At 58.9% G+C, this 16491-nt stretch carries 17 protein-coding genes and 1 pseudogene; all 18 read right to left on the bottom strand.

Going from position 1 to position 16491, the window contains the following annotated elements:
- Nucleotides 1-297: 297 nt before the first annotated feature.
- The gene (locus BM395_RS15235) at nucleotides 298-1134 is read right to left on the bottom strand and encodes a CsgG/HfaB family protein (protein ID WP_090513314.1); all 837 of its coding nucleotides are present in this window, start codon (nucleotides 1132-1134) and stop codon (nucleotides 298-300) included.
- A gap of 28 nt (nucleotides 1135-1162) precedes the next feature.
- On the bottom strand, nucleotides 1163-1579 hold the full coding sequence (locus BM395_RS15240) for a curli assembly protein CsgF (protein WP_069901565.1): 417 nt from the start codon (nucleotides 1577-1579) through the stop codon (nucleotides 1163-1165).
- Complete coding sequence (gene csgE / locus BM395_RS15245) at nucleotides 1576-1998, bottom strand: curli production assembly/transport protein CsgE (protein ID WP_090513317.1); 423 nt, start codon at nucleotides 1996-1998, stop codon at nucleotides 1576-1578. The genes BM395_RS15240 and csgE overlap by 4 nt, the downstream gene beginning before the upstream one ends.
- Before the next feature lie 10 nt (nucleotides 1999-2008).
- Nucleotides 2009-2536, bottom strand: a complete 528-nt coding sequence (locus BM395_RS15250; RefSeq protein ID WP_090513320.1) for a type II secretion system protein — start codon at nucleotides 2534-2536, stop codon at nucleotides 2009-2011.
- Nucleotides 2523-2897, bottom strand: coding sequence for a type II secretion system protein (locus BM395_RS15255; RefSeq protein ID WP_090513322.1), 375 nt, complete (start codon nucleotides 2895-2897; stop codon nucleotides 2523-2525). Before BM395_RS15255 ends, BM395_RS15250 begins: the two co-directional genes overlap by 14 nt.
- 4 nt (nucleotides 2898-2901) lie before the next feature.
- A complete protein-coding gene (locus BM395_RS15260) occupies nucleotides 2902-3375 on the bottom strand; it encodes a type II secretion system protein (RefSeq protein ID WP_069901561.1) in 474 nt (157 codons plus the stop codon).
- A 469-nt stretch (nucleotides 3376-3844) separates the two neighbouring features.
- A pseudogene (locus tag BM395_RS15265) lies at nucleotides 3845-5695 on the bottom strand (type II secretion system protein GspD); the annotation flags it as partial.
- Nucleotides 5692-6213: a hypothetical protein gene (locus BM395_RS15270; protein ID WP_090513330.1), complete on the bottom strand. Its 522-nt coding sequence runs from the start codon at nucleotides 6211-6213 to the stop codon at nucleotides 5692-5694. The pseudogene BM395_RS15265 and the gene BM395_RS15270, both read right to left, overlap by 4 nt.
- Nucleotides 6210-6761: a pilus assembly protein PilO gene (locus BM395_RS15275; RefSeq protein ID WP_090513333.1), complete on the bottom strand. Its 552-nt coding sequence runs from the start codon at nucleotides 6759-6761 to the stop codon at nucleotides 6210-6212. Before BM395_RS15275 ends, BM395_RS15270 begins: the two co-directional genes overlap by 4 nt.
- Nucleotides 6762-6763: 2 nt before the next feature.
- Nucleotides 6764-7297 carry a PilN domain-containing protein gene (locus BM395_RS15280; protein WP_090513336.1) on the bottom strand — a complete coding sequence of 178 codons (534 nt, stop codon included), beginning with the start codon at nucleotides 7295-7297 and terminating at the stop codon, nucleotides 6764-6766.
- 1 nt (nucleotide 7298) lies between these two features.
- Nucleotides 7299-8123 (bottom strand): hypothetical protein, encoded by an 825-nt coding sequence (locus BM395_RS15285; protein WP_090513338.1) that lies wholly within the window; start codon nucleotides 8121-8123, stop codon nucleotides 7299-7301.
- Nucleotides 8104-9816, bottom strand: coding sequence for a GspE/PulE family protein (locus BM395_RS15290; RefSeq protein WP_090513341.1), 1713 nt, complete (start codon nucleotides 9814-9816; stop codon nucleotides 8104-8106). Before BM395_RS15290 ends, BM395_RS15285 begins: the two co-directional genes overlap by 20 nt.
- Nucleotides 9817-9950: 134 nt before the next feature.
- Nucleotides 9951-10328: a response regulator gene (locus BM395_RS15295; RefSeq protein WP_069901555.1), complete on the bottom strand. Its 378-nt coding sequence runs from the start codon at nucleotides 10326-10328 to the stop codon at nucleotides 9951-9953.
- 233 nt (nucleotides 10329-10561) lie between these two features.
- The gene (locus BM395_RS15300; protein ID WP_090513343.1) at nucleotides 10562-11518 is read right to left on the bottom strand and encodes a peptidylprolyl isomerase; all 957 of its coding nucleotides are present in this window, start codon (nucleotides 11516-11518) and stop codon (nucleotides 10562-10564) included.
- 11 nt (nucleotides 11519-11529) lie between these two features.
- Nucleotides 11530-13089 (bottom strand): cytochrome c/ABC transporter substrate-binding protein, encoded by a 1560-nt coding sequence (locus BM395_RS15305; protein WP_090513346.1) that lies wholly within the window; start codon nucleotides 13087-13089, stop codon nucleotides 11530-11532.
- Between the two features lie 14 nt (nucleotides 13090-13103).
- Nucleotides 13104-13742 (bottom strand): SCO family protein, encoded by a 639-nt coding sequence (locus BM395_RS15310; RefSeq protein ID WP_090513348.1) that lies wholly within the window; start codon nucleotides 13740-13742, stop codon nucleotides 13104-13106.
- Nucleotides 13739-14425 carry an SCO family protein gene (locus BM395_RS15315; RefSeq protein WP_170860608.1) on the bottom strand — a complete coding sequence of 229 codons (687 nt, stop codon included), beginning with the start codon at nucleotides 14423-14425 and terminating at the stop codon, nucleotides 13739-13741. Before BM395_RS15315 ends, BM395_RS15310 begins: the two co-directional genes overlap by 4 nt.
- A gap of 24 nt (nucleotides 14426-14449) precedes the next feature.
- On the bottom strand, nucleotides 14450-16402 hold the full coding sequence (locus BM395_RS15320; RefSeq protein WP_090513351.1) for a YncE family protein: 1953 nt from the start codon (nucleotides 16400-16402) through the stop codon (nucleotides 14450-14452).
- Nucleotides 16403-16491 lie beyond the last annotated feature (89 nt).

Raw genomic sequence — 16491 nt, forward strand, 5'->3', positions numbered from 1 at the left:
TCGCGTGTTGAGGTGTTAAAGACTGCCGCCACTTTGGCGGCAGTCTTGTGTTCAGCCCATGAATTTAACGCCTTCCCTGCCCCGCCCTTTAATAACGCTTAACTTCTGTGGCTGTGGCCCAACCCGGCAGATTGCGCCGTGGGAATTTCACGTTGTGTACGGCGCAGCACAAGCGAGGCAACGGCCAAGATACTGCCGGTAACTAAGAAGTCAGTAGTTGGGCGAGCGCAGATATATTCACTGCATCGGATCGCGTTTGCGCCGGGCGAAGATCGCCAGACGCAAACGCTATGCGTGCTATTGCACTTGGGTGAGGTACTTGTCCAGCGAGGTTTGATCGAGCTTTTGACCGTCTGCCATCTGCCACAGGTTACTGTTAACGCCTTGCACGACGATATGCGCAACCGCCGCTTCAATGGCCGACAGCACGCACAGCTGCGCGGGCTCGTTGGTGGTGTAACCGGCTTCGGCTTCGAGTAGTTTCTTGAACTCGACAAACTTGAAGACCCCGGCATTGCGCGCCACTGAGTAGATGGTTTTCGAGGTCATCACATTGGCCAAAACCATGCCGGTGCGTACATCGACTGCGCGCAGGTTCACCGACACCTGATCGACCCGGTATTCGCGGCCCAGACTGATGCCCAGATACGCCGCGCCCTCGCCCCCCGACCGCACGTTGGTGTCGTAGGCAATAATGCCGCCCTCCAGCAAAATGTTGGCCGCTTGCAGCGGCGGCAACTCGTTCTGGATATTCACCGGGGTATTGGGTTTGTTCTGCGAGGCGCGGATGATCTTGCGTTCAGTCAGCACGTTTTGCAGTCCTTCGCGTTCCAGCACACGGAACCAGCCGCTGGCTTGCAAGGCATCCACCAGCATGCTGCCCGCACCTTGGGTGACACTGGTTGAAAATGAGCTGGCCGGGGTCGGCTTGTACTGCCCGGTCTGATCACGAAAACCATAAACCGCTGCGACCAAACGACCTCTTGGCCGGGGCAGCGCCAGCAGATCGTAATAAGTCGAGGCGCGTGGGGTCAGGGTCGGCGTGTCTTCCTCCACCTCGGCGGGCATTGGCTCGCGAACGGCACAGCCGTGTAATGCAGCTACCATCATGACCAACAGCATTGTTTTTTTCATGGTCCGGGCATCCTTGGGCACGCTGAACTTAGTTGGCGTTGAGGCCGTTGACTTCGATGACTGAAATTTCACCGGTCAACTTGTCGGTGATCTGCACGCTCAAAGCGCCATCAACATCCACAAAGTCGATAAGGAATGAGTCAGTCGAAAGGCTGCCGGTATTGCCAGCTTCAATGTTGGTGAGCAGTTGCGAAAGCAGGCGCGACTCCAACTGACTGCTGAACCGTTCAAGCGCCGTGGTGCCGGTGAACGATGAGCGATCTATCGCGTCGGGGTCGTCGTAATCGTTCTGCGCCTGTGCCCGGTTCAGCAGCCAGGTGCCGTTTAACGGGTTTCCACCAAAGGTCGGGTTCACCGGCGTATAAACCAACTCGGTGGCCAGCGCCGCAGCACTCGATACTAGGATGCTAAAGCTGGCACTCAAGGCTATATGCTTACTGTTCATAGCTCGTCCTTATCCATGTCGATGGTGTCTTGCAGCAGGTATTCGATTTTCTGCCGGGTAATTTCTTCCTGAATAAAATCGGCCGCTTCATAAGCTGTGGGCTGCAACTCGGCGGTATTCGGCGCAAGGAAACGCCGGTAAAGAATGCGCCCTTCATATTCGATCCAGATCAGGCTGCCCCAGCGTGCGGAAGGCCGCTCGCGCACCACCAGATTGAAATCCATGCGGCTGGTATCGCGCAGGCGTTCGGTGAAGAAGCGGTAAAACTCATGGCCAATGTTGGAAATACTGTTATCGACAATGAAGCCTTTTAGCTCGTCTTCACTGCTGGCTTGCGCAGGCGCCAACAGGCCCAGGCTCAAGCAGACAATAAAGCCGCTATTCAACAGACACTGATGCGCCAATGGCGAACGGAACATCGTCAGCCCCTCAAGGCAGTTGCGCCTTATTCGGGTTTGCCGGGGTGTTCTGGCTAAGCCCCTGCATGAATGACTTATCGGCGACAAACTGCCAGTCCGAATAGTGTTTCATCCCTTCAAAATCGACCCACTGCGCGGGGAATTGCGCCTGTTTCATCGGCGCCTGTTCCGAGCGGCTGTACACGCCGGCAATCCGCCCATCAAACGACTGGATCAAGCCCCAGTCGTTGCTGCCGGTTATCGGGTCGGCATAGAGCTTGCGCAAATGCCGCTGGAGAGACGGAAAACGCGGGTCTTCAATCAGCTCGTCAAGGGTTTGCGGGTACTGGGCAACGCCTGGCGATACTTGATAATAGTGGCGCAGCGCCTGGGCATATTGGCTGCCCACCCAGAGCAAATCCTGTTCCCGCAGGCGCTGGCTGGTGGTTGACCAGAGTTGCCCGGCACCAGCCAGCGCAGTGCCCATGAGCACGATCAGAAACAGCACGGCAAAGTAGCTGAAGCCCTGTTGCCGGCGGCCAAAATCACCACTGCGCATACAAGCTCCCATCCCGCGCCTTGCCACTCGCGCCGCTTTTAATATCGCCAACTGAGCCGCTCACGCCTTCGGGAGGCGGCACAATCACCCACAAATCGCTGCGTTCGGTGATCGGATCGAGCGGCATGTTGCGCAAGTAACGCTGCTCGACCAACTCCTCAATCGACTCAGGGTAATGACCCTTGTCGCCGTAATATTGATCCAGCGAGTCACGCATCACCGCCAGGCTTTGGCGCAGCGTGGTTTCCTTGGAGTTATCGAGACTGGAAAAGTAACGTGGCACCGCAATCGTCATCAGCATCGCGATGATCGACATCACCACCAGCAGTTCTATAAGGGTGAAACCTGCATGCCTGCGCATCGCATTACCACTCCGAATAGGGAATCGAATTGAGCCCGACCAGCCGGGACTGCGAATAAACATCGAACACATCCTCGCCGGAGCGCGGATCATCCGCCGGACTGTCGTAGGACCGCAGCCCCCAGACCTCGGCGATGTCCTGTTGTGGCGGGGCGAATGGATCACGCGGAATGCGCCGCAAAAAATAGATCTTGCCGCCCTTCACATCGCGCAGATCACGCACCCCGTCGACCAGAACGCTGAGGTTTTCGGGGTAGCCCGAACTGGACAGCGACTTCTCGATATGACCGGCATCGGCGGCCATCTTGTAGGCGTCCAGTGCATCGCGTAGCTGGTGCAGCGCGGTTTTCAGCTCCTGCTCCTTGCCCCGGCGCACCACTGTCTCGGTGAGGGGAGCGGCAATACTGGCGAGCAACGCGATGAGGGCCATGGTGATGACCACTTCGATCAGGGTGAACCCGCGAGTTGCTCGTTTCATGGCAGCCGCCTCAAGGCTTCACAGTGACAAACTGCTGCGTTGGCAGCGTGGCGGCAATCAAGCGTTTGTCCTGACCGATGCCGGAAAATTTGATCACTTGCATCGAGGCCTGCTGATCCTGCGCATCCGCGCTTTGCAGGGCCCGCACCCGCACTTGCAACAGGCCGCCGGAACCGGTCGCACCTGCCGCGCCGCTGCGAATTTGCGAGACAGAAACCACACCGGCCTGCTCATCAAGCCGTGGCGTGAATGATGTTTGTGCGCTGTCGTGCTGGAGCAAGCCGCCTTCGAGCACCTCAAGCACCTTCAACCGGGCGGGGTCGTAAGACAACTGCAAGGAAGAACTGTGCAGCGGTTGCCCGGCTTGCGCCTGGAGCACGAAAACCGCTTCCTCGCCGGCGTGCATCTCGCTCGGCATGACCCAGCTCAAACGCAGATCTTCGCTGGCAGCCTTGACCGGCACGACTACCGGTTGCGCCTTGGCAGGCACTGCCGGTGTGCTAACTGGAGCCGGTGTTACGTAAGCAGGTGCACTCGGCGGTGCGCTGTAATCGGCTATCTGTCCGAACCGCGAAGCCGACTGCACACGCATGCTGCTCTCGGTACCGGTGGCAAACTCCATATCGCTGGGGCTCTGATACGGCAGATTACGCACGATGCGCGGGCGGATCGACAGCACCAGCTCCGACTTGTTGTTGGTGTCTTTATTGCTGCCAAACAAGCGGCCAACTCCCGGCACATCACCCAGCCCCGGAATCTTGTTGCCGGTGGAGAACTGGTCATTGCGCATCAACCCGGCGAGTACCTGGGTTTCACCGTCACGCAGGCGCAAGGTGGTGGTCGCGTTGCGGGTATCGACCTGAACCGGAATGGTGCCCTGGCGCGTGGCTTCAAGCGGTGTGGCGTTACTCACTTCAAGGGCAATCTTGATCGCCACTTCATCGTTGAGGTACACCGTTGGCTGCACTTCCAGCTTAAGGCCGACGTCCAGATAAGTGATGCTCTCGGTAATCACCGGCCCTTGTGTGGACGGCACCGACGTGGCGCTGATAATCGGCACCCGCTGACCAATGTGGATGCGCGCCTGCTCATTGTTGCTGACGCGAATAACCGGACTGGCCAGGGTGTTGATGTCGTTATCCTGTGCATTAATGCGCAACTGCGGCGACGGCGAAATGCTGATCCGCCCCGAATCAATGCCGCGCAGTTGATCAAGAATGCTCACCGCTGAGCCGTCATCGTTGATCACGCCGAAGGTGTTCGGCCATTGCAAACCGAGATCGAGAATACGCTGGGTGGCGACTTCCATGACCTCGACTTCCAGCACCACTTCCGGGTTGGACTGGTCCTGCGCCTGGAACAGCTTCTCGGCCATGCGTACGGCATCAATGGTGTCACGCATGGTTAACGTATTGAGGCGCTCATCAATAAACACATCGCGGGTTTTGAGCATGGTCTTGACCATATTCAACGCACTGTTGGCGTCGATATTGGTCAGGTAGAACGTGCGCATCACCAGATCCTGATAATCCTTGAGCTTTTGCGGAGAATCCGGATAGATCAAAATGGTGGTGTCGTTAACCACTTTCTGGTGCAACTGGCTCTGCTGCAGGAGCAAGTCGATTGCCGACTCTATCGGCACCTGCCGCACGAATATGGTGGCTTTGGCATCGGGCCGCACATCCTTGTCGAAGATGAAATTCAGCCCCGAGGTTTTCGCCAGCACCTCGAAGATGACCTTGAGATTGGCGTCGCGAAACTCAAGATTGATCGGCCGGCTCAACTGCGAACGCAGTTGCGGATAAGGCGCCTCTGAGCGGCGCTGGAGCAGTTCGATGTCACGCTGCAATTGCTGAGCGCCCTGGTGCTGCGGGTCGAGCGCGTAAATGTTACGGACCTGATGCTGCGCACCGGTAATATCGCCCCGGCGCAGCGAGGTCTGGCCCTGCACCAGCATCGCGTCAATCGACTTCAACGCTGCAATCTGACGCAGCCCCTCAGCCGCTCTGGAGTTCTGCGGATCGATGCCCATCACGCGCTGATAACCCTGAAACGCCATGGTGTAATTGCGCTGGGTGTAGTCCTGATCGGCCTGAGTCAGCAGCGTTTCGATTATTCGCGCGCGCTGGGTGGTCAGCGTCATCTGGATGCGGGTATCTCGCGGCGCTTCGCGGGCGGCCTCCTCCAGCCGGGCGAGGCCTGCCTCGTACTGGCCAGCCTCGATCATCTGCATGCCATCATCATGGGCCTTGTTAGTCGCGCAACCGACCAGAATCAGCGCCAGACACAAGCTTTTGCAAGCCAGACGTGTTGCCTTCATAAGGTGCTCCCAACAGCCAGAGACTGGGAAATTTTCAAGGGCAGATACAGCAGGGTCATTTGCTCCTGCGTAATCCTTTGCACTTTGTAGGTACCGCCAATCACATCGCCAACCCGCACCACATGCACTTGCTCGCCCTCCTGCAAAAACACCTGCAGACGGGAGTGGTCTTCAAGTTTGCCGATGAAGTGAAAAGGCAGAGGTGGCGCACTGGGGCGGTAGACCACAGGCGCGACTGGCGCGACAGCCACCGGTTTGAACTGGGGAACTACTCGCCAGCTGCGCACGGCAAATAAATCCGCTTGCGGAACACTCGCAGACGCACTTTTTGCCCCGGAACCTGCGCCGCTTTGCTCGCTCTGCTGAGCCGCAACGGACGGTTTCTGCAGGCGCGAGGCCGGGTCTGTTGGTTGAACGGCCAACTCGTCATCACCGGCAAAAAAATACTCGGGGATCAGCGCAACCAATCCGGCCGCGCCGAGAAAGGTCGCCCAGTAAAGCCCGCGCCGACTGTTCATATGCGCCTCGACAAATAAAGCGTCATGCGCACCCGCCCATCGAGTTGAACGTCGGCAATCTGCTTGCGTTTGATGTCTACGTTCTCCAGCACCAGCGCCGGCACCTGGCTCAGTACGGCGTGTAAAAAGCGCCTTAGCTGCGGATAACTGCCACTGACCGGAAGCAGGATCTGGTAGCGCGCCATGCGTGTTTTCGGGTCGATGCCGAGTGAGTATTCGCCGCGAGCCAGAGCAATGTTCTGCAATTGCGCCTGGGTGTAGATCTGGTCAATCGCCCGTGTTGCTTCGGCCTGCTGCGGAAGCATGCCGAGAAAGGTTTCAAGCTCACTGCCTTCAGCGGTGGGCGGAGGCAAAATGCCGTCTTTGATCTGGTTCAGGTACTGCTGGGTTTGCACCACTTGCAGGCTGATGTGCTGGAGGTTTTCGCGGGCTGGTAACAGCGCCAACAACGCATACAGCAGCGCCACCAGCATCAGGGCGATACCCGTCAGGCCCGGCCAACCCAGACGCTGGATGTATTCGTAGGCGATGAGCTTATTGATAGCCATGACTACTCCACCAGCCAGGTTGCGGACAGGCTGAAACGCACCGGGCGCTCAGGCATCTGGGTCAGCGTTTCGTGGCTTAACAGCGAGACATCACGAAGTTGTTGGGTGTTCTCCAGGCTGCGGTGAAAGGCCAGCATGGCCTCCAGATTGCGCGCCTCGGCGGTTAAGCGCAGTTGCTGCTTGCGCGCATCCGGCGCTATCGAGAGCAGCGCGATGTCGTCACGCGGCATGCTTTCGAGGCTGTTGAACAAGGCATTCCAGGGCAGGTTCATTTCGGCTGAGATTCGCCGCATCTCAGCGACACTGACATCGCTTCCCTGCCTGCCCTTGCTGGCGACGGAGGCTTTCGCCGGCTTGCCGCCGTTCAACTGTTGCTGCAGATAACTCAACTTGGCCGACTCCACGTCGCCAGCCTTGCTCACCAGCAGATGCGTGACCAACATCGCTGCCGCCAGCGCGCCACCCAATGCCAGCAAAGACCAGCCCAGCCTGGATGCAATCGCCTGCGGTTGAAAATCGAGCTGAAGTTCGCGCATTTCAGTCCACCGCCCGGGCCATGTTGAACAACGCATCTTCACGCTCGCCCGTTGGCAGCGGCAGCGGCAGCGTCAGCGCATGCGTACTCACGCCGCATACCGGGTGTGGCGGCTTGCTGTTGCGCGCCGGGGCATGCAGATAAACCGAGTCGAAATCGAGGTTTTCCAGCATCTTCAGTTCATGCTCACGGGCGATCAGCGCACTCAGGCTGGCGTCAGAGTCATCACTGCTTATCGAGCGAACGCTTACCCAGTGGCCACCGTGGGCCTGGATCAAATTGCTGCGATGGGGCTCGGCCAGGAGAAACACGAAATCATCTTTACGCAGCGAATGACGGAAATGATTGAACGCGGCCATCAGATAAGGCTGCAAGCTGATCAGTCGCATGCCTTCATGGCTGACGATCGTGCGCAATTGCTCGACCATGGTGTCGGCCATCACAGCGGCCAGACGCGATTGGCCCGCAGGCTCCGGCGAAAGAGTCAGGCTCCAGCCCTCGCCCAGTTGGCCGTAGATTTCTTCAAAGCAAATCCGCGCATAACCCTGCAGCTCCTGCGGGGTGCTGATGTGCTCGCTCCACGGCACCAGACAAAAACGGATGAACTGGTTGGACAACAACACGGTAATTTCAGCGCGCTTGCGGCTGTGCACATGGAGTATCAGTTGCAGCGCATTGAGCGCATCGGGCCATTCAGTCGCCCGCCCCTCGGCAGGCTGCACATCCTTGCGTTCGAGCATGCGCAGCTCACGGCCGTGGCGGCGAAAAAGGGCAACCTGCTCCAGGGTTACCACCGCAACAAAGGAATCACGCGCTAAAAGTGACACGATTGATCTCCTCCAAGGTGGTTTTGCCCTCACGCACCAACTCCAGTGCAGTTGTACGCAGTAGCCGCAGCCCGCGCTTGCACGCCTGCTCCTTGAGCTTGGCGATGGGCTCACGGTCAATAATCAGCTGGCGGATTTCATCGTCGAGTTGCAGCAGTTCGGCAATCGCTGTGCGCCCGCGATAGCCCGTGCCACGGCAGCGCCCGCAACCGGTGCCGTGGACAAAGTGGTAGTGCGGAGCATCTTCAGGATTGATCCCGGAAGCTTGCAGCTCCTCAATTGAAGGCGTTACTGCTTGCGCGCAGGTCGGGCACACCAGACGGATCAGCCGCTGCGCCAGCACCGCGTTGAGTGCGGCGACAAAACTGTAGGGGTCGACTTCCATCTGAGTGAAGCGGCCAATCACATCGAACACGTTGTTAGCGTGGATGGTGGTAAATACCAGGTGGCCGGTGAGCGCGGATTGCACGGCGATTTGCGCGGTGTCGGGGTCACGGATTTCACCGACCATGATCTTGTCCGGGTCGTGGCGCAGTATCGAGCGCAGGCCACGGGCAAACGTCAGGCCCTTTTTCTCGTTCACCGGAATCTGCAACACCCCTGGCAGTACATATTCAACCGGGTCTTCGATGGTGATGATTTTATCCACGCCGTGATTGATCTCGGTGATCATCGCGTACAAGGTGGTGGTCTTGCCGCTGCCGGTGGGCCCGGTCACCAGCACCATGCCGTAAGGCTCAGCCGCCAGACGCCGGAGTTTCTTCATGATGCCGGCTTCAAAGCCCAGCGCCTCCAGGCTTACACCGTGCACCTGATCGGCCAGATCCTGTTTGTCGAGCACCCGCAAAACGGCATCTTCACCAAAGATGCTGGGCATGATCGACACCCGAAAATCGATTTGACGGCCATTGATCGACACCTTGAAGCGACCATCCTGCGGCACGCGCTTTTCACCGATATCCAGCTCGGCCATCACCTTGACCCGGGAAATAACCTGCTCGGCAGTTTCGATACCCTGCACCCGGCTGATGCTGTTGAGTACGCCGTCAATCCGGTATTTGATCACCAGACCGCTGCCGGTCATGCCCAGATGAATATCGCTGGCGTGGATTTTCAGCGCATCGTAGAGCGTGGAGTTCACCAGTTTGACCACCACGCTTGAATCTTCGCTGATGCGCGCCAGCGACAGCGTTTCAACATCTTCAAGCTCGCTTACGTCGCTGTCTTGCGCGTCGAGCGAATCGACCGCGTGGTAGCTCTCTTCCTGACGCGCCAGATACCCGCTCAAATCCGCGGGGTGCACCAGATACAGCGGCGCGCCATTGAGGCACTCGTCAATCCAGGCCAGGCGGGCATTATCGAAGGGGTCGGCAAATACGCCCACCAGCGTGTTGCCCAGATGCACCATGACAAAATCACGTTTGAGCGCCTGCGCCAGCGGCACCCGGTCGAAGGCAGGAATGCAGGCGAACAAGGCGTCGCAGGTCAAAACCGGATAGTGCAGCGTGGCGCCAAGGCGCCGGACAAACTGCGCCGACTCAAGCCCGGCCAATGCTTCAAGCGTATCGACAGTGCGTTGCTGCCCAGCCGATTCCTCGCGCGCCCGAGCCAGTAACGCCGCCTCGAAACGCGTTTCAATTGGCAGCGGGTCAGCAACCGGTGATGCCTCTACAGCGAGGGAAAGCCTTTCCATACCGCACCCTCCAAGATCCACAGCGCAAACCACAAACCCTGTTGCATTGCCAGGCACTTAACCTCGCGGGCTTGAACCTGTTACGGCCACATTTGCGTCCTTGCAGCGGAGGGTGTTCGTCTGCCAGCAACGATTCAGCGGTGAGTGCTGTCACCTCTATCGATCAAGTTTTTCACTGCCCGACCGAGGTCTTTCAGTGGAAACGGCTTGAACAATATCTGCTCGATACCATGTTGCAGGGCCTTGGCACTGACTTCCCCGAGCGGCTGCGCTGTCACCAGCACACATTTACGCCCCCAGCCATTGCCAATCGCATCGAGCACCTGAAACCCCTCCATATCCGGCAGGCGAAAATCCAGGACGATTGCCGCAGGCTCATAGATTCGGGCGAAGCTGATGGCTGTCAGGCCGTCATCCGAAACCAATACTTCAAGGCCCATCAACTCCAGATAATCCTTGAAGTTCTGCGCGAGTACATGCTCGTCCTCAACCACCAGAATCCTGTTGTTCAACGGTGTTGCTCCTAGCACTGAATTCTCGGGAAGTGCCTGATGCGGAATAAAGTGCTCACCTGAAATCAGGGATTGCACGCTTCATGCCAGCCACTGTTCTTTTGAGTATTGCTGTAGTTAGCTGATTTCACTGAATTTTTTTAGAAAGCGCGCGCCCACCCAGCACCCCCAATAATGGGGCAAATGGTTTTTGGGTGAAGCTGCGCCCCCAGAAACGGGGATTGGTTGGAGCATTACAAACCGCTGACGACCTCAATCTTGCCGGTGGCGGTCAGTTGCTTAAGTGCGGCCTCGCGCGCCTCTTTGCGCCGCTGATCATGGAGAAAATCACGCACCAGTTGCATGCCCTGCTCTTTGGGCAGCGGGCTGGGAGGCAGGTAACTCTCCAGCTTTATCAGGTGCCAGCCGAACACGGTTCTCACCGGCTGGCTGACCTCGCCGGGCTTGAGCGCAAAGGCGGCGTTCTCAAAGGCGGGCACCATCGTGCCCCGCGAGAAGTAACCGAGGTCGCCACCCGCCGCTGCTGTGGAGTCCTGCGAGTGTTGCTCGGCCACTTCGGAAAAGTCCGCCCCGGCCTCTATCTGCTCGCGCAAAGCCAGCAACTCCTGACGCGACGCTTCATCTGCTTCGGGGTCTACCGGGTCACTGGCTTTTAACAACAGATGCCGGGCCCAGACCTGCTCGGGTTTTTGCAGGTGCTGGCGATTGGCGTCATACACCGTTTGCACCTCGGATTCGGCGGCCGGCTCTACCTCGCTGAGGGCTTCAAGCATCCGGCTGGCGACTAATTCATGGCGCAAGTAGTCGGTGAAGCTCTGGGTATCAAATCCGGCATTGTTCAGCTCGCGCGCGAACGCCTCATCACCGCCGAGGCCCTGTTTGAGCATGGCCAGCTGCTTGTCGATTTCCGCATCGCTGACACTGATGCCGCGGCGCTGCGCCTCCTGCCAGAGCAGCTCCTTGGCAATCATCTGGTCGAGGGCTTCACGTTTCAGCCGCTTGTAGGTGTCGGGATTGCGGATCCCGCCCACGCTGCGACCCTGCGCTTGCAAGTATTCGCTGAAATATCGCTCCAGCCGGAAGTTACTGATCTCAGTCCCGTTCACCCGCGCCGCAATGCCGGTTTCCCCGCCCTGAACAGTGCCCGCCAGCAACAGCATCAACACCCCAACACGGCCCAATATGCGCATGACGGCGCCCTCTAAAAATCCGAATCAACCGAGATGTACTGCCCTAACGCCTGAAACCGTTGCGCCAGGCTGTCGACCATGACGATATGAGCGCCCGAGGCACCCACTCGCTGGCCAGGCCCGAAGCTCAACTGGGGCGTGAGGCCGGTGCGAAAGTTGTGCAGGTTTTCCAGCGCGCTCACCAGCTTTTCCCGGCTGGCATCGCGCCCAGCGCGCTTGAGCCCCTCGCTGAGCAGCAACGCGGCACAGTAGGCACTGACTTGCAGCGCGCCATGCTGATTGCCCAGACCGCTTTGCTCGCGAATCGCTTCAAGCGCCTTTAGCCCTTCTGGCGTCCAGTCCGATGGCACAAAGGGATACGCCAGAAACACCCGCTGATTAAAGCCTTCGGCGACCCCCAAAGCCCCGCCCGCCACCTGCGCGGAAACTGCCAACAGATAAGGGTGGCGCTCGGCCTGATTAAGCCGCGCTGATAGCTCGCTGAAGGTGTTCGATAACCCTAGGAAGAACACCGTGCTGGCATCCGCCAACTGCGCTGCCGTGTCACTGAGTCGCTCGGTTTGGTAGGCCTGTAACTGCACGTTGGGCCAGCCATCATGCTGCAAGCGCTGCTGTAACCGTTGCGCCAGCTGTTGCTGGGACGGTTGTTGCTCATAAACAATCAATACAGTGCCAGGCGCGGGGGTGAGCGACTGGCTGGCAAACTTGCCCAGCGCCTGCAACTGCTCGACCACGCCGGGCAGGGGCGCAAAGATCAAACGGCTTTTCGGCCCTTCGGTTTTCAACTCCAGCGGCCCAATCAGCGGCACCCCCGTGGGTTCCAGCAACTCGGCATAATGCCCATCCAGTGCGGGAGCCAAGGGCGATAACAAGGCAAACACCTGATCATCCTCAAGCAATGAGCGCAGGCCACGCTCTGCGCTCTGCCGGTCGCTGCCCGCGTCGGCCACCAGCAGTTGCAACTGGCGGCCGTGGATACCGCCGGCCTGATTAACCTGATTCACAGCACCTTCAAGCACCTCGCCGACAACCTTGCCCAGTTCGGCTAACGGGCCTTGCTGCGGCAGCAGCGTGCCGATGCGCAGCACATCACTCTGCACGCCGGGATCGCGTTGCTCTTCGAGACGTTTGAGGTAGGCGGTGAGATTACTCATGTCGCGCATCGACATGATGAACCGTGGCATCGCCGGGTCGAGCTTATTGCCCCCCGGATCAATCCCCTCGCTGACGGCCCGCGCCAACGATGCATCTGTATAGGCCGGGTGAGTGCGGCCATTACTGGCTAACGTGGAAAAGCCCATGGTCAGTCGACGCCAGGTAATATCTGGCGGCCGCACGCCGCCTTCCGGCCGCCCGCGTCCATCTGCACCGTGACAATTGGCGCAAGGCACAACCGCTGCCGGAACCTGCGCACCGGAGGCGCCAACCCTCGCGATGACCTCACCGCCCCCCGCGCTTATGCCCTGGGTAAAGAGTTGTTGACCGGCAGCCTCGCGCTCAGTCAGCTCCAGTGCCACGGCCAGAGAACTGGTGAGCCAAAGGCTGCAAAGCAGCCCGATAAATTTGCCCACGGCAGGCTCCTTGTCTAACGCCCGGCAATCGGCATCGAGAGCAACTGCAAGCGCTGGGCGATTGCATCAACTGGTGCGTCCGGGCGGATCTTGCTCCATTGCTTGTGCGCCACATCGCCCACAATCAGTTGTGTCGAATGCTGCTCTGGGCTCTCGATGAAATGACCGAGGCGCTTGAGCACCAAGTCCATATTGGCCTGCGTGCCGGTAAGGAAAACCCAGTTCAGTGAATCAGCCCCTTGCTTGCGGGCGTACTCGGCGAGCACTTCGGGGGTGTCACGCTGCGGGTCACTGGTGAGCGAGATGAAGGTGATTTTGCTGGCCTTCTCTTCGCCCATGGCCTCGCGCACTTCCCTGAGCTTGCGGGTAATCAGCGGGCAGGCGTCTTCGCAGTGGGTGAAGATCACGTTGAGCATGACAATACGGTCTTTCATCACATCGCTGTAAAACCGTACTTCCTCGCCATGCTGATTAAGCAGGACGGTATCGGTGAAGTAGGTTTGCGCATCATGCGTGCCGCTGACTTTCACCCCCTGCACGGCTGGAGTCTTGTTCTCGGCCGCGCCCTGGGCGTGGTTTTCATGGTCTTCGTGAGCCAGCGCCAGACCACTGGCCAAGGCCAGCCCTAGTGCCAGCAGCAATGCGTTTCTCATGGTTGCACTCCACTGTTGCCCGCGATGTGCTGGGCTTCGTACTCGACGCGACTGAGCTGGATTTCCTGAATTTTTGCGGCCAGCGTATTAGGGTCGGCAAAGCCGTAGAAACGCGTCCATTTACCGGTGCGGCCATCGCCCACCATGATCAGCGCCGGATGCTCCTTCAGATCAGGCGACCAGGCGCCTAATTGCTTGAGCGTGTCGGTGATCGACTGAGGCTTGCCGGTTAGCCAGCTCCAGTTATCCCCGGCACTGTAATTTTGCGCATAACGGCGCAGTTGCTCCGGCGTATCGCGCAACGGATCAACGCTGATCGAGACCAGCTGCACCTCGGGACCACCGTTGGCTTGCAGCTGCTTTTCGGTTTTTTTCATGATCGCTGAAACGACCGGGCACACTGTTGTGCAACTGGTGTAGATAAAGCCCATGAGCACGATCTTGTCCGCCACCAGATCCTGTTCGAGGTGCACGGTCTCGCCGTTCTGGTTAAGCAGCGGCACGTCAGCGAAAGTCACGCTGGCACTCTCTTGTTTAACGGCTGCCTTTTGCGCCGCCATGTGCTCAGCATGACCGTCCATATCATGCCCGGCGTGCTCATCCATGCTGTGCGCAAACGCCGGTGCAGCGTGCAGCGCCAGCGCCAACAGACTTGCAGTAAAACCTGTGAGAAACCCTTGCATGGTTCTATCCTCATCCAGCTCTGATCAATTACTTGCAGTGGACTGCGGTTTAACGGCTTGCACGCGCAGGCTGCTGTAAGCCTGTGCGCCGAAAGGCAGGTGCAAAGAGTCGGAGCCGACATGCACGAAGTAGACGCCGGCCTTACTGATTGCCAACGGCGCTTCATAAACGCCATCACCCAACTCGGTTGCGACAACCTCATGCGACTGCGACGAAGGCGCCATGAAGTAACGCACGCGCAGGTCGGTGACGCCGGTGCGCGGGCTGTTGTCCCGGCCCTGAGTGACCCTGAAACGCGCAACCGCCGGGTCGCCAAGCGTAATGACCGGGCTCTGTTTCAGGTACTCGATGCGCGCCTTGGCGTAGGCTTGCTGAAGCTGCGGATTGGGTTGCACGTCGGTGGTGAAACAGTGAGTCAGTTCGGGCTGATTGATCATCAAAGCAATATCCAGTGGCCCGGATGCCGGCAGCTTGATGCGTGTGCTGTAGAGGCCCGGCTCAACCTCACGCAGGCTGCGGTCAACCACTGTCACCGCGCGCGCACTGTGGCCGCGATTGAGGTAGCCAAACATGGGCGCATTCATGCCTTCCATGTAGAAATAGGTGGTGTTGTCGATGGGGTTCACCACAAACACGGCATTGTCGTCCTGGCCCTGCCCCATGCTTTCAGCCAAGGGCAAATCACCGGCCAGCTTGGGCGCTGAAGGACCTGCCTCGAAGCTTTGCAGAATCGGTTTCTGGCCCTCACCCAAGCTCGACAGATTGACCATGCTCACCCGTGAAGTTGCCAGCCCGCGGATATAGGCGTAAGCCTTGGTGAACACCAGTTGATAAGGCTCGGCGACAACCTCAAGCGAGTGCATGACCTTATCGCTTGCGGCATCAATCACCACGGCGCGGTCCTGCATGGTGTTGAGGACAAAACCGTAGCGCCCCTCCTGACTGAATTGCAGAGGCCCGATGCCCTGACCAACCTCGATGACTGTGCGCACTTTCAGGCTCTTGGCATCAATCACGGTGATTTCACCTTGCTTGCCGTCGGTCACATACACCGCTTGTGACAGCGGCGAATAGCTCAGCGCCAGCGGTGCAGGGCCCGTTTCGAGCGTGGCGAGCAGTTTCAGGCTGGCGATGTCGATCACACTGACGGTGCCCGATTGGCGGTTGCTGACAAAGGCGTGGCGCGAATCTTCACTGAAAGCGATCTCGTGATGGCCTTTACCGGTGGCCAGACTCAGGGCGATTTTGCGGGTCTGCATATCAATCACCGTGACCCCGCTGCTGGCCTCATCGGCACTGTTATTGCCGACCCAGAGATAGCGCTCGTCAGGTTGCAGCGCCACCCGAAACGGCTCCACGCCCGCCGGTACGCTGGCCTCCACCTGAAACTTTTCGGTGTCGACGATTGCCACTTCACCGGCACTCGGCATGCTCACGAACAAGCGCTTGTCGTCACTGCTTACGGCCCAGTCCATGGCCGGCTTTTTCAGCATGATCACCGCCATGGTGCTGGTTATTCCGCCCAGCGAGGTATTCGGGTCGATCACCGTGATGCTGGCATCCTTGTTCAGCACCATCAGGTAATAGCTATTCAGGTCCATCAGCGGCTTGGCATTGAGCACGCCTTTCAAATACAGGCCAATGCGCGACTTGCACTGCATCTTCTGGCCTTCGGCTGAAATGCCGGCCTGACCCTGATCCAACCACGCGCCTGGCGCTATGGCGGATAACGGTTGTCCGGAGGCGACATCGCTGATGCGAAATTGCACATCTGCCAACGCGCCCTCGATCAGACCCATGCCGGGGCTGACCGGTTGCAGATTGAAGGTGACGACGACGCCATCCCGTTCAATCCGATTGGCCTCGGCAGCTGGCGCCTTAAGGTCATCTTTCGGCGCCGCGTCCGCTTGTGAGGCGGCGCGCGCTTCGCTGATGTAAGCCGCGCCGCCAGCGATGGCAAACACGACCAGCAGCATGCATGAGGCTTTTCTTATATTGTCCACGGCTACTGCACTCCTTGGTCCTGCCAATCCCCAGCTGGAGCCTCCGCAAGAAGGCTCCAGCG

This window comes from Pseudomonas marincola, assembly GCF_900116605.1.
In the GTDB taxonomy this organism is placed as follows: Bacteria; Pseudomonadota; Gammaproteobacteria; order Pseudomonadales; family Pseudomonadaceae; genus Aquipseudomonas; species Aquipseudomonas marincola.